Genomic DNA, 19,018 nt, shown 5'->3' on the forward strand with positions numbered 1-19,018 from the left:
TGTGCGACGCCTGTGCAGACACCGAGCCCTGCTCAGCTCCGAACCAGCAGCCCGTCGAGCATCAGGTTGAAGGCCTCGATCGCCTTGCGCGAGGTCGCTTCCGGCTCGGGCGCGTTCGCGATCCATTGGGCGGCGTATTGCGTCGCGCCGGCGATCAAACGTGCTCCCGCCTCGGGATCGATCGGGGTGATGACGCCACTCTCTGCCAGCGTTGTTAGGCTCTCGGTCATCGAGCGGATGCATTCGCTGAGTGTCGGCCAATCCCAGGGATCGCCGAGCACGGCCGGCCCGTCGCGCAGCATGATCCGCTGAATCTCGGGATCGAGCGCCAGCTCGATGTAGGCTGTGCATTCGTCGCGAAAGCCGGTCCAGGGATCGGACGCCTTCGCCGAGACCGCCTGCATATGCGCGTTCATCTCACCGTCGATCTCGGCGATTACGGCCACCAGCAGGCCCTTCTTGTCGCCGAAATGATGGTAGAGCGCCCCGCGCGTCAGCCCGGCCGAGGCGGTGAGATCATCCATCGAGGTCTCGGCATAGCCGACCGTGCCGAAGGCGGCGCGCGCCGCGGCGATCAGCTTGGCCCGCGTCTCGGCAATCATCTGGCTGCGCGGCTTGCGCATCGTCCATACCCCTTTCGCATACGGCGCGTATGTGAATTGACATACGCTTCGTATGTAATTATTCATGTCACATACGCAACGTATGTCAATTACGCTTTGATGTGACGGAGACGTCCATGCCTAACCCCTATCGCGAGATTTTCCGGGCCCCCGGCACGATCGGCTTCTCGGCCGCCGGCTTCGTCGCCCGCCTGCCCCTGTCGATGGTGACCATCGGCATCGTCACCATGCTGTCCCAGGCGCGAGGCGAGTACTGGCTCGCCGGCGGCGTCGCCGCGACCTTCGCGCTGTCCAATGCGCTGATCGCGCCGCAGATCTCGCGGCTGGTCGATCGCCATGGCCAGAGCAAGGTGCTGATCCCCGCGACGCTCGCGACGATCGTCGCGCTGATCGGGCTGATGCTGGCGACCCGCTTCGAGGCCCCGATCTGGGTGCTCTTCCTCTTCGCCGGCCTCGCCGGCCTGGAGCCGAGCATGATGGCGATGGTGCGCGCTCGCTGGACCGAGATCTATCGCGGCACGCCGCAGCTGCGCACCGCCTTCGCCTTCGAATCGGTGGTCGACGAGATGGTCTTCATGGTCGGCCCGGTGCTGGCGATCGGCCTCAGCGTCGTCTGGTTCCCGGAGGCCGGGCCGCTCGCGGCAACGATCCTGCTTGCCGTCGGCATGGCCCTATTCGTGGCGCAACGCGCGACCGAGCCGCCAGTGCATCCGCAGGGCTCCGATAGCAGCGGCTCGGCGATCCGGTTGGTGCCGGTGCAGATCATCGCGCTGCTGATGGTCGCGCTCGGCGCGGTCTTCGGCACGGCCGAGGTCACGGCGGTCGCTTTCGCCGAGGCGCAGGGCAACAAGGCGGCGGCGAGCCTTGCGCTCGCGGCCTACGCCGCCGGCTCCTTCATCACCGGCCTCGTCTTCGGCGCGCTGCGTCTGCGCCTGCCGCTGACCACGCAGCTGCTGCTCGCGATCGGCCTTGCCGCCGCGACGACGCTGCCGCTGCTGATCGTCTCCTCGCTCTGGATGCTGGGCGTCGTGCTCTTCATCGCCGGCGCCTCGATCTCGCCGACCGTCATCGTCGCGATGGCGCTGGTCGAGCGGCACGCGCCGCCCTCGAAGCTGACCGAGGGCATCACCTGGGTGATGACCGGAATGGGCGTCGGCATGGCGCTCGGCTCGGCCCTGTCGGGCTGGCTGATCGACACCTATGGCGCACGCAGCGGCTTCTACGTCTCGGTCGCCGGCGGCTTCTCCGCACTGGCGATCGTCGCGGCCGGGTTCTGCATGCTCACTGAGCCGCGCCGGGAAGCGGCGAGGGCATGGACGGGCTGAAGGCGAACTGCGCCTGAAGCCCCAGCCCATTAAAAAGGGCGGCCTCCCGGAAGGAGGCCGCCCGATCTGTCTGCAAGGTAAGCTCAGCGGATCGGCGGGGCGTATTGCAGCCCGCCCTGCGACCAGAGCTTGTTGACGCCGCGCGGCAGCGGGTTGCGGCTCTGGGCGCCGAAATGGCGCTCGAAGCTCTCGCCGTAATTGCCTACCGCCTTGACGATCCGCACCACCCAATCATTGGTCAGGCCGAGCGACTCGCCGAACTTGCTCTCGGCGCCGAGCATGCGGCGCACTTCCGGGTTCTGCGAGCTCTTCGCCAGTTCCTCGGCATTGGCCTGGGTGACGCCGAGCTCCTCGGCATTGATCAGCGCGAACACGGTCCAGCGCACGATGTCGAACCAGCCCGTATCGTTCTTGCGGACCCAGGGGCCGAGCGGCTCCTTGGAGATCACCTCCTGCAACAGGATGTGCTCGTCCGGCTTCTGCAGCTTGTTGCGCGTGCCGGCGAGCGAGGAGAGGTCGGTGGTGTAGGCGTCGCAGCGCCCGGCCTCGTAGGCGGCGACCGTCTCTTCCAGCGTGGCGAAGGCGACGGTCTCGAACTTGATGTTGTTGGTACGGCCGTAGTCGGCGAGGTTGAGCTCGGTGGTCGTGCCCTGCGCGACGCAGACCGAGGCGCCGTTGAGCTCCTTGACCGTGTTCACGCCGAGCTTCTTGCGCAGGATGAAGCCCTGGCCGTCGTAATAGTTCACCGCCGTGAAGCTCAGGCCCTGGCCGATGTCGCGGCTCAGCGTCCAGGTGGTGGTGCGCGCCAGCACGTCGATCTCGCCCGATTGCAGCGCTACCAGCCGGTTCTTGCTCGACAGCGACAGGTATTGCGCCTTGTCCTGGTCGTTGAAGATCGCGGCCGCCAGCGCGCGGCAGACATCGGTGTCGAAGCCGCTCCAGACGCCCTTGTTGTCCTGCAGCGAGAAGCCCGGCACGCCTTCGCTGGTGCCGCAGATGATATGGCCGCGCGCCTTGATCCGGTCGAGGGTCGACTGGCCGCCACCCTGGGCGAAGGCGGACACGGCGGAGGCGGCCACGAGCGCAAGGCCCGCAGCCAGGCTGAGGAGGGGTGTCTTCACGGTGATTGTCTCCGGCGGGAATGCGGCTGCGATGGTTGGAAACCGTTACAGTTATATGACGAATTTCAAACGGCTGCGAAGGCGGCCGGTGTCAGGCTTCTGCTCCGGAAAGCGGATTTCGCTACAGCTGCAGGCTCTTGCCAGCTCCAGGCTTTTCTGTCATAGGCCCCACCTTCGATCGCCCGGCTGATAAGGGCTGCCGTGGCGGTCGTACTTTGCTTCCCAAAGCAAAATTGAAGCGGCGCATTGTTCGCGCTCGCGACCTATGAGGAGCTGAAATGCCCAAGATGAAGACTAAATCGGCCGCCAAGAAGCGGTTCAAGGTCACCGGAACCGGCAAGGTGCTCTACGCCCAGGCCGGCAAGCGTCACGGGATGATCAAGCGGACCAACAAGCAGCTCCGCAATCACCGTGGGACGAACGTTCTTTTCGAAGGCGATGCCGCCAACGTGAAGAAGTACTTCCTCCCCAACGGCTGACGTCCCCTAACTTTTCCGGAGATCAAACATGGCTCGCGTGAAACGGGGCGTTACGTCCCACGCCAAGCACAAGAAGACATTCAAGGCCGCCAAGGGCTTCTATGGCCGCCGCAAGAACACGATCCGCGCCGCCAAGGCGGCCGTCGATCGGTCGATGCAGTACGCCTATCGCGACCGCAAGAACAAGAAGCGCACCTTCCGCGCGCTCTGGATCCAGCGCCTGAACGCTGCGGTGCGCGAGCACGGCCTGACCTATTCGCTGTTCATCGGCGGCCTCGCCAAGGCGGGCCTCGAGCTCGACCGCAAGACCCTGTCGGCCCTCGCGATCGACGACGCTGCCGCCTTCGCTGCGGTGGTCGAGACGGTCAAGGGCGCGCTCGGCGCCGAGGCCAAGGCCGCCTGAGCGGACTGACCTCAACGGAATACGAAAGGCCGGCGGAAACGCCGGCCTTTTTGTTTGGGCTACTGCTTTGCCGTCATTGCGAGCGTAGCGAAGCAATCCAGGAGGACCTGGCGCCGTGCCGCCCCTGGATTGCTTCGTCGCCGTGCTCCTCGCAATGACGACGCTACGTCTGCACCTTGTCCACCGCCTTCGGCGTCCAGCTCTCGCCGGCACCATCGACGATGCGCTGATAGGCCTCTTCGGGGCTGTCGGCATAGCAGAACAGCTTGAGGTCCTCCGGCCGGATGAAGCCCGCCTCGGCCATCCGGTCGAGATTGATCAGTCCCTGCCAATAGGCGCTGTCGTAGAGCACGATCGGCACCGGCGGCATCTTGCCGGTCTGCACCAGCGTCATGATCTCGAAGAGCTCGTCGAGCGTGCCGAAGCCGCCGGGGAACACGACCAGCGCCGCCGCCCGCATCGCGAGGTGCATCTTGCGCATCGCGAAATAATGGAAGCGGAAGGTCAGGTCCGGCGTCGACCAGGCATTCGGCTCCTGCTCGTGCGGCAGGGTGATGTTGAAGCCGATCGAGACCGCGCCGGCCTCCGTCGCTCCGCGATTGGCCGCCTCCATGATGCCGGGGCCACCGCCAGTGGCGATGACGTGGCGCTTGCCGCTCTCCTTGCCGTCGAGCGCACCGCCGCGCTCCGAGGCGATCCGGGCAAAGCTCCGCGCCGCCTCGTACCAGGGATTGCCTTCGCGCACCCGCGCCGAGCCGAACACGACGATGGTCGAGACGATGCCGCGGGCGCGCAAGGCATCCTCGGCCTTCTGGTATTCGAGCATGAAGCGCGCCCCGCGCATCGAGTCGCCGAGCAGGAAGTCCTGGTCGAGTGCGGCGATCCGGTAGGAGGGTGAATTCTTCTGGGCGCTGTTGTCGGGCATGATGGCCTCCGGCTGGCGCGTCGTCCGTTCGACCGGAGCTGGTCGAACGGTCTGGCCCGCGCCGACTCAATCAGCTCTATCTGCCCCGACTCATTATGGTCTCGACAGGTATTTGTGCAGCACCGCCGTCATGCGTTCCGGCGATGTCCCGTGTGGCAGCAGGGTCAGGAAGCGGCCATCGGGACCCATCAGATAAGTCAGGGAGCCGTGGTCGATCGTGTATTCCCCCACTCCGTGATGCGCTTGCGTCAGCTTGCGGCGGTGGACCTTGTAGGCTTTCGCGGCGGCTGCGATCTCGGCCTCGCTGCCGGATAGTCCGATCAGCCGTGGGTGGAAGTTGGCGACGTAGGTCGCCATCACTGCAGGCGTGTCGTTGATAGGATCGACGCTGATGAACAGCGACGTGATCTGTTCGGCGAGCGGGCCGAGCCCATCGAGAGCCCCGGCGATCACCGGCAGGTCGACGGGGCAGGTGTCGGTGCAGTGGGTGAAGCCGAAATAGACCAGCATGAAGCGGCCGCGGAAGTCGGCGTCGGTGACGCGCTTGCCGGTGTGGTCGGTCAGCGCGAACGGGCCGCCGAACTGCGCCGCCAGCGGATCGGGCGCTGCGCTTGCGGTCGGGGAGGCGGGCGCCGCCTTGTGGTCGTGGCCGAAGGCTCTCGTCGTCAGCGTCATGCCCAGCCCGACGAAGAGGTTTCGGCGTGTAATACGTGCGCTCACGGCTTCGGTTTCGGCTGGAGACCCTTGATCCCGAACGGCCCGTCCGCGGCGATGATCCGGTTCGCCTCCGGATCGGCGCGCCACCATTCCTCGGCCTTGCCGTTCTTCGCCTCGAACTCGATCTTGAAACGCTCGGCCGCGATCCAGTCCTGGTCCGGTCGCTCGCGCAGACGCTGGACGAAGAACAGGGTCACCGCCGGGTTCTCGATCAGCAGGCCGTCGGCCTCGATCTCGCGGCCGCAATAGGGTGCAAGGTCGCTGGTCGCCCCGGCGAAATCGATGTTCGATTTCGCCACCAGCCTGAATGTGCCGTCGGCGAGCAGCAGACCCAGTTGCCGTTTGCCGCCGCCGCAATCGGGTACGCAGCGGCCCTTGAGTTGGCAGAGCGCATCGACGACGCGACCTTTCAGCACGGCCTGCTTCTCATGCGGGATGTTCCAGGGCTCGGCAGCAATGACGGGCCCCGCCGCCAGGCCGGCTGCGATGATTAGTGCCTTGAGGCTGCCTCGCATGGCTTCAGTTCCCGAACGGCTGGATGCCGTGTTCCTCCTGCGTCATGGTGATGACGCCCTTGTCGTCGGCGATGCGATCCACCAGCAGGTACTTCACCCCGTCGCGCTCCAGCAATTCGCCATCGACCGTGACCTCGTGCGTCGCCATCTTTGCCACGCGCGGATTTCCGGCGCTGTCCTCGTCGTCGCCGATCTTCAGGATCAGGTAGAGATTGCCACCGGCGTCGCGGATCGCGACCGGGATGCCGCCGAGCGCGCACCAGATCGCGCATTGATGATGGGCCGTGCCCTTGGCGAACATCAGGCCGCTGATCGTGCACCAGCTGTCGCTGATCTCGCCGGTGACGGTGACGCGCTGGCCGCTCTGCTGGGCCGATGCCGGAAACGCGGCAGCGAACAGGCCGGCAAAAGCCGTGGAAAGAAGCACGCTTCGCCGAGCTTGAGACAAGATTGTCATCTTTGCACGCGATCCCGGAATTCGGGTGGCATTTCCGTGCTGGCGAGATGCTTTGCCAGCACGATTGCCCCTAGCCTCACCGCCGCCGACACCATAGAAGATGCCTCGCAAACGGACCAGAGCAGGCATGAACGACATCGACACCCTTCGCGATTCACTTGTCGGTGAGATCGAGGCGGCGAGCGACGAGGCGGCGCTCGAGCAGCTGCGTATCGCGGCGCTCGGCAAGTCCGGCTCGGTCTCCGGCCTGCTGAAGACGCTCGGCACGATGACGCCGGATGAGCGCAAGGAGCAGGGGCCGCGCATCAACGGCCTGCGCGACACCGTCCAGCAGGCGATCACCGCCCGCAAGGACGCGCTCGGCGAGGCGGCACTGGAGGCCAGGCTGGCGAGCGAGCGGCTCGACATTTCGCTGCCGGTGCGCGAGGGGCCGGAGGCGCGCGGGCGCATCCACCCGATCAGCCAGGTCATCGACGAGATCACCGCGATCTTCGGCGACATGGGCTTTGCCGTAGCGGAAGGCCCCGACGTCGAGACTGACGACCTCAACTTCACCAAGCTCAATTTCCCGGTCGGCCATCCGGCGCGGGAGATGCACGACACCTTCTTCTTCGCGCCGGACGCCAATGGCGAGCGCAAGCTGCTGCGCACCCACACCTCGCCTGTCCAGGTGCGCACGATGATGTCGCAGGAGCCGCCGATCCGGGTGATCTGCCCGGGCCGGACCTACCGCATGGACTCCGACCAGACCCATACGCCGATGTTCCATCAGGTCGAGGGGCTCGTCATCGACAAGAAGACCCATTTCGGCCACATGAAATGGGTGCTGGAGGAGTTCTGCAAGGCGTTCTTCGAGGTCGAGGGCGTCAAGATGCGCTTCCGGCCGTCCTTCTTCCCGTTCACCGAGCCGTCGGCCGAGGTCGACATCCAGTGCTCGCGCAAGGACGGCGAGATCCGCTTCGGCGAGGGCGACGACTGGCTCGAAATCCTCGGCTGCGGCATGGTCCATCCGAACGTGCTGAGGAATTGCGGGCTCGACCCGGATGTCTACCAGGGCTTCGCCTGGGGCATGGGCATCGACCGCATCGCCATGCTGAAATACGGCATGCCGGATCTGCGGCCCTTCTTCGAGGCCGATATCCGCTGGCTGTCGCATTATGGCTTCCGTCCGCTCGACCTGCCGACCCTGACCGGCGGTCTGACCTCTTAAACCTCCAAGACTGTCCGAAAGGGGAGACGCATGAACGCGGCGCAATGGGCCGGACTGATCGCGGCGCTGATGGTCGCCGCCAATCTGGTCTGCCTGGGCATCGCCTTCGTGCGCCTGCGCCGCAAGCAGGCGCCGTCGCGCCTGCAGAAGCTGGCGCCGCCGGTGACGATCGTGCGCCCGGTGCGCGGCATCGAGACCTTCAGCCGGGAGACGCTGACCTCCGGCCTCGAGCTCGACTATCCCCACTACGAGACGATCTTCTGCGTCGCCGATGGCCATGACCCGATCGTGCCGCTGATCGAGGAGCTGATCGGAGTCTATGGCGCCGATCGCGTCCGCCTGATCGTCGGCGACGTCGCGGTCAGCGCCAATCCCAAGCTCAACAACTGCGTCAAGGGCTGGGAGGCGGCGCGCCACGACTGGGTGATCCTCGCCGATTCCAACGTGCTGATGCCGAAGGACTATGTCCAGCGGCTGATGGCCTCCTGGCGCGAGGACACCGGGCTCGTCTGCTCGACCCCGGCCGGCTCGCGGCCAGGCTGCTTCGGCGCCGAGGTCGAATGCGCCTTCCTCAATACCTTCCAGGCGCGCTGGCAATATGCCGGCGAGGCGCTCGGCTTCGGCTTCGCCCAGGGCAAGTCGATGCTCTGGAACAAGCCTTTCCTCGACGCCAATGGCGGCATCGCCGCGCTCGCGGCCGAGATCGCCGAGGATGCTGCGGCGACCAAGCTGGTACGCAAGGCCGGCAAGCATGTCCATCTCGTCGGCCAGCCCTTCGAGCAGCCGCTCGGGCCACGCAACCTGCGCGATGTCGTGCAGCGCCAGTTCCGCTGGGCCCGCCTGCGCCGCGTCACCTTCCTGCCGTTCTTCGCGCCCGAGATCCTGGTCGGACCGCTGGTGCCGGCCGTGCTCGCCGCCTTCGGCGCGCCGGCCTTCGGCTTTCCCGCCTGGCTGGGCGTGCTCGCCGTGCTGGCGCTCTGGTATGCCGGCGAGATCGTGCTGGCCAGGAGCGTCGGCTGGTTCGTCAACTGGCGGACGCCGCTGGCCTATCTGGCGCGCGATCTCGCTTTCCCCGGCATCTGGGCCTATGCCTTCGTCGCGCGCGAAGTCAGCTGGCGCGGCAATGCCATGAAGATCAAGGCCGATGGCGAGGACGAGCTCAATCAAGCCGTCCCGGCGCTCTCGACAGTCACGATGCGTAGCGACGGAAGACCATGAAGTTCACCCTCTCCTGGCTCAAAGAGCATCTCGACACCACCGACTCGCTCGACACCATCACCGAGACGCTGACCCGCGTGGGGCTCGAGGTCGAAGGCGTCGAGGACAAGGCCAAGGCGCTCAGCGCCTTCACCATCGCCTATGTCATCGAGGCCAAGCAGCACCCGAATGCCGACCGGCTGCGCGTCTGCATGGTCGACACCGGCTCGGGTGAGCCGGTTCAGGTCGTCTGCGGCGCGCCCAATGCCCGCACCGGCATGAAGAGCGTGTTCTCACCGCCCGGCACCTATATCCCCGGCAAGGACATCACCCTCGGCAAAGGCGTGATCCGCGGCGTCGAGTCGAATGGCATGCTCTGCTCGGCCGCCGAGCTGCAGATCTCCGAGGATCATGACGGCATCATCGACCTGCCGGCGGATGCTCCGCTCGGCCAGCCCTACGCGACCTATGCCGGCCTCGACGATGCCGTGATCGAGATCGCGGTGACGCCGAACCGCGCCGATGCGCTCGGCGTTGCCGGCATCGCGCGCGACCTTGCCGCCGCCGGCCTCGGCACCATCAAGACCGCGCCGGTCGAGCCGGTGCGCGGCGCCTTCCCGTGCCCGGTGGCGCTCAAGCTCGATTTCGCCGAGGAGGACCGCAATCTCTGCCCGGTCTTCGCGCTCAGGCTGGTGCGCGGCGTCAAGAACGGCCCGTCGCCGGAATGGCTGCAGGCGCGCCTGCGCGCCATCGGCCTGCGCCCCATCAATGCGCTGGTCGACATCACCAATTTCATGACATTCGACCGCAACCGGCCGCTGCACGTCTTCGACGCGGCCAAGGTCAAGGGCGATCTCGTCGTGCGCCGCGCCAGGGATGGCGAGGAGGTGCTGGCGCTCGACGGCCGGACCTATGCGCTCACCTCCGACATGGTCGCGATCTGCGACGACAACGGTGTCGAATCGATCGCGGGCGTGATGGGCGGCGAGCATTCCGGCTGCGACGAGAGCACCACCGACGTGCTGATCGAGAGCGCGGTCTGGAACACGCTCAACATCGCCCGCACCGGCCGTGCGCTCGGCATCAACTCCGATGCCCGCTACCGCAACGAGCGCGGTATCGATCCGGACTTCACCCGTCCCGGCCTCGACATGGCGACGCAGATGGTCATCTCGCTCTGCGGCGGCGAGCCCTCCGAGGTCGTCTTCGCCGGCGAGTTGCCCGACAGCCCTGGTGCAATCGACTTCCCCTGGTCCGAGGTCAAGCGCCTGACCGGGCTCGACCTGCCTCAGGTCGAGATGAAGCTGGCGCTGACCTCGCTCGGCTTCCACGTCTCCGGCGCCGGCGACCGCGTCAAGGTCGCGCCACCGTCCTGGCGCGCCGATGTCGAGGGCAAGGCCGATCTGGTCGAGGAGATCCTGCGCATCGCCGGGCTCGACAGGGTCGCGCCTGCGCCGCTGCCGCGCATCAAGGGCGAGGTGATCAAGCCGGTCCTGACCGTGCTGCAGAAGCGCACGCGCGCAGCCAAGCGCCTGCTCGCCAGCCGCGGCCTGGTCGAGGCGGTGACCTGGTCCTTCATATCGCACGCCGCGGCCAAGCTCTTCGGTGGCGGCTCGCGCAAGCTCGTGCTCGCCAACCCGATCGCGGCCGATCTCTCCGACATGCGGCCGTCCTTGCTGCCGGGGCTGATCCGCTCGGCCCAGGCCAATGCCGATCGTGGCTTCGGCGATGTCGCCCTGTTCGAGGTCGGCCAGGTCTTCCAGAGCGACGAGCCGGAAGGACAACTCATCGCCGCCGCCGGCCTGCGCCGCGGCACCGCGAAGCTTGAAGGCGCCGGCCGTCATTGGGACGGTGCGTTGAAGTCCGTCGACGCTTTCGACGCCAAGGCCGATGTGCTCGGCCTGCTCTCCGGCCTCGGCGTTCCCGTCGGTGGCCTGCAGATCGTCGCCGGCGGTCCGGCCTGGGCCCATCCCGGCCGCTCTGCCACGCTGCAGTTCGGCCCCAAGGGCGTGATCGGCGCCTTCGGCGAGGTGCATCCGCGCGTGCTCAAGGCGCTCGACGTCAAGGGACCGCTGGTCGCCTTCGAGATCCATCTCGATGCGCTGCCGCTGCCCAAATACAAGCCGACCAAGGTCAAGCCGAAGCTGGTGCTTTCGGACTTCCAGCCGGTGACGCGCGACTTCGCCTTCATCGTCGACAAGGCGGTGGCGGCGGGCGAGATGGCCAAGAGCGCCCAGAACGCCGACCGGGCGCTGGTCTCGGATGTCGGCGTCTTCGATCTCTATGAGGGCACGGGCGTCGAGCCGGGCAAAAAGTCCGTGGCGCTGGCGGTGACCTTGCAGCCGACGCAGAAGACGCTGACCGACACCGAGATCGAAGCCGTCGCAGCCAAGATCGTCGCCGAGATGGCCAAGCGCTACGGCGCCGTGCTGCGCGGATAAGGACCGTCCTGGTCGGCCTTGAGCCGACCATCTCAGGCCGGAAAGGGCGCCATCTGGCGCCTTTTTTGTTATGAGATTCCCGGGTCTACGCTTTGTTTCGCCCGAGAATGACGCCTGGAGCAGCCCGCACCGTTCCCGTTATTGACCAGAATTATGAAATAATCGGCGCAAGAAATCGGTTGAAAATACGGGTATCGGCTCTGATTGTTGCAATCCGAGAGGCCTGATGTCGCTGACCGAGCTCCCTGTCGCGGACGATCTGTTTCCCGGCTTCCGGCTGCTCGATGTCGCGACGACGGGTGCGCGCATCCGCGTCCGCACCGGCGGGGAGGGGCCGCCGCTACTGCTGCTCCACGGCTATCCTCAGACCCACATCATGTGGCGGCGCGTCGCGCCGGCGCTCGCGCAGCGCTTCACTTTGGTCTGCCCGGACCTGCGCGGCTACGGCGATTCGCAGAAGCCGCCGAGCGCGGCCGATCACGCGCCTTATTCGAAGCGCGCAATGGCGCAGGACATGGCCGAGGTGATGAGCGCGCTCGGCCATGAGCGCTTCTGCGTCGGCTCGCACGACCGCGGCGCCCGCGTCGGGCACCGGCTGGCGCTCGACCATGGCGAGCGGGTTCTGAAGCTGGCGACCCTCGATATCGCGCCGACGCGTGAAATGTATCGCGACACGAGCGATGCCTTCGCCCGCGCCTATTGGCACTGGTTCTTCCTGATCCAGTCCGCGCCGATGCCGGAGCGCATGATCGGCGCCGATCCGGAGTTCTATTGGACGAGCCGGCGCGCCTCGGACATGAAACTGTTCGAGCCGGCGGCGCTCGCCGAATATCTCCGCTGCTTCCGCGATCCGGCGATGATCCATGCCAGCTGCGAGGACTATCGCGCCGCGGCGACGATCGACATCGCCCATGACGATGCCGATGGCGGCAGGAAGGTCGCCTGTCCGCTGCTGGCGCTCTGGGGCGAGCGCGGCGCGGTCGGCAAATGCTTCGATGTGCTCTCCCTTTGGCGCGAGCGCGCTGCCGATGTGCGTGGCCACGCCTTGCCGGGTGGGCACTATCTCGCGGAAGAATTGCCTGATCTCGTCGTCCAGGAATTCACCGCCTTCTTCGGAGAAGCCGCATGAGCCGCACCAACCGCGTCTATCGCATCGCCGCCATCGCCGGCGACGGCATCGGCAAGGAGGTCATGCCCGAGGGCCTGCGCGTGCTCGAGGCGGCTGCGAAGAAATACGGATTCGAGCTCCGGCTGGACGAGTTCGATTTCTCCTCCTGCGACTACTACGCCAAGCACGGCAAGATGCTGCCGGACGACTGGAAGGAGAAGATCGGCGGCCATGACGCGATCTTCTTCGGCGCCGTCGGCATGCCCGCCCAGGTGCCGGACCATATCTCGCTCTGGGGCTCGCTGCTGCTGTTCCGCCGCGAGTTCGATCAGTACGTCAACCTGCGCCCGGTGCGGCTGATGCCGGGCGTTCCCGGCCCGCTGGTCGGCCGCAAGCCCGGCGATATCGACTTCTTCGTCGTTCGCGAGAACACCGAGGGCGAGTACTCCTCGGTCGGTGGGCGCATGTATGGCGGCACCGAGCGTGAGATCGTCATTCAGGAGACGGTGATGAGCCGCGTCGGCGTCGACCGCGTGCTCAAATACGCCTTCGAGCTGGCGCAGCGCCGGCCGCGCAAGAAGCTGACCTCGGCGACCAAGTCGAACGGCATCTCGATCACCATGCCGTATTGGGACGAGCGGGTGAAGGAGATGGCCAAGAACTATCCCGACGTCGCGGTCGACCAGTACCATATCGACATCCTGACCGCGCATTTCGTGCTCAACCCGGACCGCTTCGACGTGGTCGTCGCCTCCAACCTGTTCGGCGACATCCTCTCCGATCTCGGCCCGGCCTGCACCGGCACGATCGGCATCGCGCCATCCGGCAACATCAACCCGACCGGCGAGTTCCCGTCATTGTTCGAACCTGTGCACGGCTCGGCGCCGGACATCGCCGGGCAGGGCATCGCCAATCCCGTCGGCCAGATCTGGTCGGGCGCGATGATGCTCGACCATCTCGGCGAGCATGAAGCGGCCAAGGCGATCGAGGCGGCGATCGAGCGCACGCTCGGCGATGCCCGCACCCGCACGCGCGATCTCGGCGGTAGCCTAAAGACTGAGGCCGCCGGCAAGGCGATCGAGCAGGCGCTGGCTTGACGACAACGCTGGCGCTGACCACAAGCAGTGATCGGCGCCGAAAAGACGTAAGACTAAAGGAGGAGGAACAAGGTGCCCGATCTGACGTTTTCGCTGCTCGACGCTGCGCTCTGGGGCAAGCTCTTCGAGATAATCGCGCTCAACATCGTGCTGTCTGGTGACAATGCGGTGGTGATCGCACTTGCCTGCCGGGCGCTCGCGCCCGAGCAGCGCGCCAAGGGCATCGCGCTCGGCGCCGGCGTTGCTGTGCTGCTGCGCGTCGTCTTCACCGTGCTGATCGCCTCCCTCCTCAACATGCCGTTCCTGCACATCGTCGGAGCGATCCTGCTGGTCTGGATTGCGGTCAAGCTGATCATCGAGGACGGCGAGAGCGACGAGAATGCCGTCGCCGCGAGCAGCAAGCTCTGGAAGGCGGTGCAGACCGTCGCCATCGCCGACATCGTCATGAGCCTCGACAACGTGCTCGCCATCGCGGCCGTCGCCAAGGATTCGATCCCGCTGCTGGTCGGCGGCCTGATCATCTCGATCCCGCTGATCGTGCTCGGCGCCTCGCTTATCACCTCGCTGCTGACCCGTTTCCCGATCCTGGTCTGGGCCGGCGCCGGCCTGCTCGGCTGGGTCGCGGGCGAGATGTTCGAGAGCGACCCCTGGCTGGTCGCCAAGCTCGGCGAGACGCTGACCCATCAGCTCGAATATCCGGCCGCGATCCTGGGCGCCCTTCTGGTGCTTGGTCTCGGCTATTTCCTCAAGCAACGCCGGCCAGACCCGGCACACTAAGAACAAGGGGCCGACCGACCTATGGATTTCGCATCTTCCGCCTTCTGGACGTCGTTGCTCCAGATCATCTGGATCGACCTCCTGCTCTCCGGCGACAATGCGGTCGTCATCGCGCTCGCAGTGCGTTCGCTGCCGGAGAAGCAGCGCAAGGTTGGGATCTGGCTCGGCGCCGGCGCCGCAGTGGGTCTGCGCATCATCTTCGCGGTGGTCGTGACCTACCTGCTCGCCGTGCCCTTCCTGAAGGTCGTCGGCGCGCTCCTGCTGTTCTGGATCGCGATCAAGCTCGCCAAGGGTGAGGAGGAGGCGCACAGCGATATCGCGGCCAGCGACAATCTCTGGAAGGCGGTACGCACCATCGCCATCGCCGATGCGGTGATGAGCCTCGACAACGTGCTCGCCATCGCTGCGGCGGCCCGTGGTCATTTCGAGCTCTTCATCTTCGGCCTGCTGCTGACCATCCCGCTGATCATCTTCGGCGCCCGCATGCTCTCGACCGTTCTCGAGCGCTTCCCGATCCTGATCTGGCTCGGCGCCGCGCTGCTCGGCTGGATCGCCGGCGAGATGCTGCTGAGCGACATGGCGGTGCTGCAATGGCTGCAGGCGAACATGCCGAACTGGGTCGTGAGCGTGCCGCCCTCCGACGTCAACCCGATCGGCCTCCTGCCGGCCAAGGCGCCATTCTATACGGCGGCGATCCTCGGCGCGCTGGTGGTGGTCGTCGTCGGCTACCTCCTGAAGAAGAAGCCGGTCGACCAGCCGGGCTGAAAAATCAGGCTCGATCCAGGACAATGAATGCGGCGGCCATGGTTTCATGGCCGCCGTTTTTCGTGAGCCGGACGAAACCACTCGCTGTGCGGCCGTCCTGCTTATCGGAGACGACGAAACGTTCCGAGCCATCGAGGTGAACTGCGAAGCTTTCGGGCGCGCGGATGAAGCCGGTGCCGAGCGCTTTCACATAGGCCTCCTTGGCGCTCCAGAGCTGGGCGAAGGCGAGAGGCCGGGCAGGGGCAGGCAGGTTTTCCAGCCAGCGGCGCTCGGCGGGGTGCAGAGCGGCAAGGGGCGGCTCGCTTGCGAGCGCAACCCGCTCGACATCGATGCCGACCGGCCGATGTGCCAGCGCGATCGCGACGAGGCCGGTTCTGGTCGCAAGAGAGAGGTGCAAACCCGAGCCACGCGGGCGAACGATCAGCGGTCGGCCCGCCGGCTCATGCCCGATCTCGACAGCATCGTCCGGCAGGCTGAACTGCCGTGCCAGCACCTTGCACGCCACAGAGCGTCGCAAGGCGGAACGCTCCGGCAGGTTCGCAGGGTCTGCCTGCGTCGCGATCAGCCATGCGGCCGGCAGGGCAGGGGCCGTCTCGTCGATAGAGGAGAGCCAGAGCATGGACGGGTTCTAGCGCGGCGGTCGCCGCTTGTCCCACTGCCGACGGCCTCTCACCGGCTTGCATGGGTCAGAGATCCATGACGTTGACGTAACTGTAAGGCGCTGCACGAAAGCGTCTCAGATCTCAACAAATTCAACTCTGTATAACCTCACTCGATTGTTGACGACGCAAGGTCAGTCATGACGATTGATGTCATACGCCTTGCCGAACTGCGCAGGGATCTGTCTTGGCTTGATTATTGGGGGGATGACGAAGGTGGATCAGGCTATTCTCGAACGCAGACGTTATATCGGGCTGGGTGCAGCGGGCGCCGCGATCGGGCTCATCGCCGGCATTGTTGCTCGCCCGACCTTCATGGGCATCAAGATCCCCCTTTCGGTCATCACCAGCAAGTATCCCGGGGATGTGCCGTTCAAATCGGAGCTGCTGACCCATCTCGGCCTCTATCTCGCCGCCGGAGCCGGCATCGGCCTGGTGGCGGCGTTCGCCCTGATCTCGATGTCGCGGGGCACGACCGCGGCTCCGGCCCGGGCGGAGGCCTTCGACAGCAAGAAATGGCAGACCCTGGTCGAGATCGACCCGGAGATCGCAGCGCAGGTGAAGCGGATCGCGCCATTCGGCCAGGTCTATGTCGACGAACTCGCGGAGAAATACCTGTCGATCGGCGACAAGGCCTATCTCGGCCAGATCGCTGATGCCGTTGCAGCGCGGGCGGAAAGTGCGCTGGCCGAGAAAAAGGCGGCCCGAGAGAGTTCGACCAACGAATACATGGGTTACGGCTATCGCTACGACGCTGACAATCGCTTCTGGGGCGAGATCAAGGCCGGCTCCGGTGATTTCCGCGCCTTCATGACCGAAGGCATGTTCCGGACGGCCGTCAGCAACTACGTCTCGCGCGGCGCACCGCCGATCGAGGCGAGCGCCCTTGTCCAGGCAGAGCCTGCTGTCCCCACGGCATAGCGGCGCTGGAACAGTTTTCGCCGCTCGATCAAGTCGGGTGAATGTTCGGCCGCATCGGCTGCCCGCGCCCGCGGGCAGCCTCCTCACAATCCCGCAGGATCGGTTCAATACTGCAACTGATTGGCGACGGGAAGCTGCGGGTGGGACGCCTTATCGTCGATGACAGGAGAAATCCATGCTGGGGGGAATTGTCGGCCGGTCGGGCCTGCTCGCGCTTGCGGGCATCGTGTTCACGGTCACCACCGCTTCGGCGCAAGGCTGGGGGCCTGCTACCGGCGACGAGAAAAACGCCGCGCAGGGCTGTGCCGTCATGCCCGGCGACGAGTACGTCTGCACCTTCGTGCGTTGCGATGCCAAGGGCAGCCTGAACTTCTATGCGGCCGCGCCGGGGCCGGACATCACGGGCAACGTGGTGATGGACATCGATGGCCAAAGGTTTCCGATGACCTTCCGGGGGCCCGGCTCTCCGCACCTGGCCCATACGAACAAGGCCGATGCCCCTTCGCCCGGTTTCTTCGCGGCCTTGAAGACCGGGAAGATCCTGAAGATACGGGATGCCGGGCTCAAGGCCGGCTACGACACGATCCCGCTGCGCAATGCCGATCGTGAAATCGGTCGCCTCGGGACGATATGCGGTATCGCCGCGGCGGCGCAGGCGCCCGCTCCAGCAGCCGTAGAACAACCGCGACCGGGAGCTGCCGAAGGCGCAGCCTTCTGCAAAGCCAACCTCGCCTCCGCGCCTCCCGGCATGATGCTCGGCGAGGTCGAGCAGTTCTGCACCTGCATGGGCGTGCAGGAGACCGCCATGTTGAGGGGCGACATGACCGACGCGGCCAAGGCGTCCCTGCGGCCGCAATTGCAGCAGATGTGCGTCGCGATCGTCCGCAATCAGGCGCAGGCACCGGGGCAGGCCGCTGCACCGGCGGTGCCTTCCGCCACACCTCCGGCGCCTCCGGTCGCGATCCAGCCCGCCCCGGCGGCCTCGCCAAGCGATGCTGGCGTGCCCAGGAACCCGTTTTTCGGCCTCTGGGCCGAGAGCCAGAGCATCTGCGCCGAGGCGGGTGGTAACGACATTCCTGACGTCGACGGCTTCGTCTTCATCGGCGAGAAGACTTCGTATGATCGCCACAGCCGTTGCCAGATCACCGGGATGAGCGGAGGTGCGCAGGAGCGAGCCTACAATCTCTCATGCTCTGGCGAAGGCGAGGCGAAGAAGTTCAGCGACAGGATCAACTATGCCCTTCTGGCATCCAACGTCATCGAGCGGAGGCGAGCGTCCGGGCCGTCGCTGAAGCTGACGCTCTGCACGAGGGACACGCCCGGCTGGGTCAAGCAGGTCGGCCGCTCGCTGTTCAAGATCGTCGAAGCCCCGGCCCAGGCGCCGACGCCCATGCCGGTCGAGAAGCACAGGGCGTTGACGATCGCGAGCAATCAGGGCGGCGCGCCGATCGCCTATGTGCGGGCGATCCCCAGTCAGGAGATGGCGGAGTCAGGGGAGACGCCGCCTCCGCCCAAGGTCGAAGCCCTGCTGCTCTATTGCCGCGCGAAGGACAGTGTCGGGGCCCGCGTGCTCTTCAAGCCGGGCGTGCGCGAGAGCGTCGTCAGCATCGGCTCGGCGGGCCATCGCGACGATTTGAAGCTCGATCAGAACGGCGCCGTCACGAATTTGGACCGCTGGACGTCGTTCGTGAAGAAATCGGAGTTCTTCGAACGGAAGCCGGACATCGCCTCCGGCCCGCTCCATGTCGAGCTCGACCTTCCCAAGAAAGGGAGCCGAAACAGCATGGCGTCGGATCCCGGCGGCTCGGTCAGCCTTGCCGGGCTGACGTCGGCGCGAGCCCGGATGCGGGCCTTGTGCTCGGATGCGATCACCAGGGGAGCGCCTGCCGGCAGCTACGACACCACCGGCATCGACGGCTTTCCCGAGGAGGCGCTGGTCGTCCCTTCTCCCGGACAGGCTTCGGCCGTGGCGCCACAGCCCAAGCCCGCCGCGCCGGCGCTGGGCGAAGCCGAATGCCGCGCTTTGCTGAAGCGTACCGGCGACGCCATGATGCCCAGGATGCAGCAGCTCATCCCGGCGCTGAACAACGTCTCCTCGCCGGCGCAATTCTGCAGCGCGTCGCGGCAGACCGTCGCCTTTCACAACGAGGTCAAGCAGAGGATCGCGGCCTGCAGCGCCCATGGTTTCGTCAAGAAGCTGATCGGCGAATCGAACACCGCCATCAGCACCGCCCGGGCGCAGATGCGGCAGGTCGGTTGCTAGGAATTGTCTGTGATG

At 66.1% G+C, this 19,018-nt stretch carries 19 protein-coding genes; 12 read left to right on the top strand and 7 right to left on the bottom strand.

Features of this window, described 5'->3' with window-relative positions; all coding sequences use genetic code 11:
• Positions 1–32: 32 nt before the first annotated feature.
• Positions 33–623, bottom strand: a complete 591-nt coding sequence (locus AC3WLC_RS12710; protein WP_493684265.1) for a TetR/AcrR family transcriptional regulator — start codon at positions 621–623, stop codon at positions 33–35.
• A gap of 116 nt (positions 624–739) precedes the next feature.
• Between AC3WLC_RS12710 and AC3WLC_RS12715 the strand changes: the two genes are divergently transcribed.
• The gene (locus tag AC3WLC_RS12715) at positions 740–1,948 is read left to right on the top strand and encodes an MFS transporter (RefSeq protein ID WP_493684266.1); all 1,209 of its coding nucleotides are present in this window, start codon (positions 740–742) and stop codon (positions 1,946–1,948) included.
• Positions 1,949–2,031: 83 nt separating this feature from the next.
• Here AC3WLC_RS12715 and AC3WLC_RS12720 read toward each other — a convergent pair whose 3' ends face one another.
• Positions 2,032–3,069 carry an amino acid ABC transporter substrate-binding protein gene (locus AC3WLC_RS12720; RefSeq protein ID WP_493684267.1) on the bottom strand — a complete coding sequence of 346 codons (1,038 nt, stop codon included), beginning with the start codon at positions 3,067–3,069 and terminating at the stop codon, positions 2,032–2,034.
• A 278-nt stretch (positions 3,070–3,347) separates the two neighbouring features.
• On the opposite strand from AC3WLC_RS12720, the gene rpmI reads away from it, so the two are divergent.
• On the top strand, positions 3,348–3,548 hold the full coding sequence (gene rpmI, locus AC3WLC_RS12725; protein WP_091831700.1) for a 50S ribosomal protein L35: 201 nt from the start codon (positions 3,348–3,350) through the stop codon (positions 3,546–3,548).
• Positions 3,549–3,576: 28 nt separating this feature from the next.
• Positions 3,577–3,951 carry a 50S ribosomal protein L20 gene (gene rplT / locus AC3WLC_RS12730; protein WP_057187775.1) on the top strand — a complete coding sequence of 125 codons (375 nt, stop codon included), beginning with the start codon at positions 3,577–3,579 and terminating at the stop codon, positions 3,949–3,951.
• 163 nt (positions 3,952–4,114) lie between these two features.
• Here rplT and AC3WLC_RS12735 read toward each other — a convergent pair whose 3' ends face one another.
• From AC3WLC_RS12735 to AC3WLC_RS12750, 4 genes are all read right to left on the bottom strand, one after another.
• Positions 4,115–4,876, bottom strand: coding sequence for an LOG family protein (locus AC3WLC_RS12735; RefSeq protein ID WP_493684268.1), 762 nt, complete (start codon positions 4,874–4,876; stop codon positions 4,115–4,117).
• A 93-nt stretch (positions 4,877–4,969) separates the two neighbouring features.
• The gene (locus AC3WLC_RS12740; RefSeq protein WP_493684269.1) at positions 4,970–5,596 is read right to left on the bottom strand and encodes an SCO family protein; all 627 of its coding nucleotides are present in this window, start codon (positions 5,594–5,596) and stop codon (positions 4,970–4,972) included.
• On the bottom strand, positions 5,593–6,108 hold the full coding sequence (locus AC3WLC_RS12745; protein WP_493684270.1) for a hypothetical protein: 516 nt from the start codon (positions 6,106–6,108) through the stop codon (positions 5,593–5,595). The genes AC3WLC_RS12740 and AC3WLC_RS12745 overlap by 4 nt, the downstream gene beginning before the upstream one ends.
• A gap of 4 nt (positions 6,109–6,112) precedes the next feature.
• The gene (locus tag AC3WLC_RS12750; protein WP_493684271.1) at positions 6,113–6,694 is read right to left on the bottom strand and encodes a hypothetical protein; all 582 of its coding nucleotides are present in this window, start codon (positions 6,692–6,694) and stop codon (positions 6,113–6,115) included.
• Between AC3WLC_RS12750 and pheS the strand changes: the two genes are divergently transcribed.
• The 7 genes from pheS (at position 6,693) to AC3WLC_RS12785 (ending at position 15,160) form a co-directional block, all read left to right on the top strand.
• A complete protein-coding gene (gene pheS / locus AC3WLC_RS12755; RefSeq protein ID WP_493684272.1) occupies positions 6,693–7,775 on the top strand; it encodes a phenylalanine--tRNA ligase subunit alpha in 1,083 nt (360 codons plus the stop codon). The two genes, AC3WLC_RS12750 and pheS, sit on opposite strands and share 2 nt — an antisense overlap.
• Positions 7,776–7,805: 30 nt before the next feature.
• A complete protein-coding gene (locus tag AC3WLC_RS12760) occupies positions 7,806–8,993 on the top strand; it encodes a glycosyltransferase (protein ID WP_493684273.1) in 1,188 nt (395 codons plus the stop codon).
• Positions 8,990–11,413 (top strand): phenylalanine--tRNA ligase subunit beta, encoded by a 2,424-nt coding sequence (gene pheT / locus AC3WLC_RS12765; RefSeq protein ID WP_493684274.1) that lies wholly within the window; start codon positions 8,990–8,992, stop codon positions 11,411–11,413. Before AC3WLC_RS12760 ends, pheT begins: the two co-directional genes overlap by 4 nt.
• A 226-nt stretch (positions 11,414–11,639) precedes the next feature.
• Positions 11,640–12,542, top strand: a complete 903-nt coding sequence (locus AC3WLC_RS12770) for an alpha/beta fold hydrolase (RefSeq protein ID WP_493684275.1) — start codon at positions 11,640–11,642, stop codon at positions 12,540–12,542.
• Entirely contained in the window at positions 12,539–13,618 is a 1,080-nt protein-coding gene (locus tag AC3WLC_RS12775; protein WP_493684276.1) for a tartrate dehydrogenase, read from the top strand. Before AC3WLC_RS12770 ends, AC3WLC_RS12775 begins: the two co-directional genes overlap by 4 nt.
• Before the next feature lie 72 nt (positions 13,619–13,690).
• Positions 13,691–14,395 (top strand): TerC family protein, encoded by a 705-nt coding sequence (locus AC3WLC_RS12780; protein ID WP_493684277.1) that lies wholly within the window; start codon positions 13,691–13,693, stop codon positions 14,393–14,395.
• A 21-nt stretch (positions 14,396–14,416) separates the two neighbouring features.
• Positions 14,417–15,160: a TerC family protein gene (locus AC3WLC_RS12785; protein WP_493684278.1), complete on the top strand. Its 744-nt coding sequence runs from the start codon at positions 14,417–14,419 to the stop codon at positions 15,158–15,160.
• 4 nt (positions 15,161–15,164) lie between these two features.
• Here the strand turns inward: AC3WLC_RS12785 and AC3WLC_RS12790 are convergent, their stop codons facing one another.
• On the bottom strand, positions 15,165–15,779 hold the full coding sequence (locus AC3WLC_RS12790; RefSeq protein WP_493684279.1) for a 4'-phosphopantetheinyl transferase family protein: 615 nt from the start codon (positions 15,777–15,779) through the stop codon (positions 15,165–15,167).
• A 256-nt stretch (positions 15,780–16,035) separates the two neighbouring features.
• On the opposite strand from AC3WLC_RS12790, the gene AC3WLC_RS12795 reads away from it, so the two are divergent.
• Together AC3WLC_RS12795 and AC3WLC_RS12800 are read left to right on the top strand one after the other, a co-directional pair.
• Positions 16,036–16,740 carry a hypothetical protein gene (locus AC3WLC_RS12795; protein WP_493684280.1) on the top strand — a complete coding sequence of 235 codons (705 nt, stop codon included), beginning with the start codon at positions 16,036–16,038 and terminating at the stop codon, positions 16,738–16,740.
• A 175-nt stretch (positions 16,741–16,915) separates the two neighbouring features.
• Entirely contained in the window at positions 16,916–19,003 is a 2,088-nt protein-coding gene (locus AC3WLC_RS12800) for a hypothetical protein (RefSeq protein ID WP_493684281.1), read from the top strand.
• Positions 19,004–19,018: the final 15 nt, after the last annotated feature.

The sequence above is a fragment of the Allobosea sp. GW821-FHT03A12 genome, from assembly GCF_058986765.1.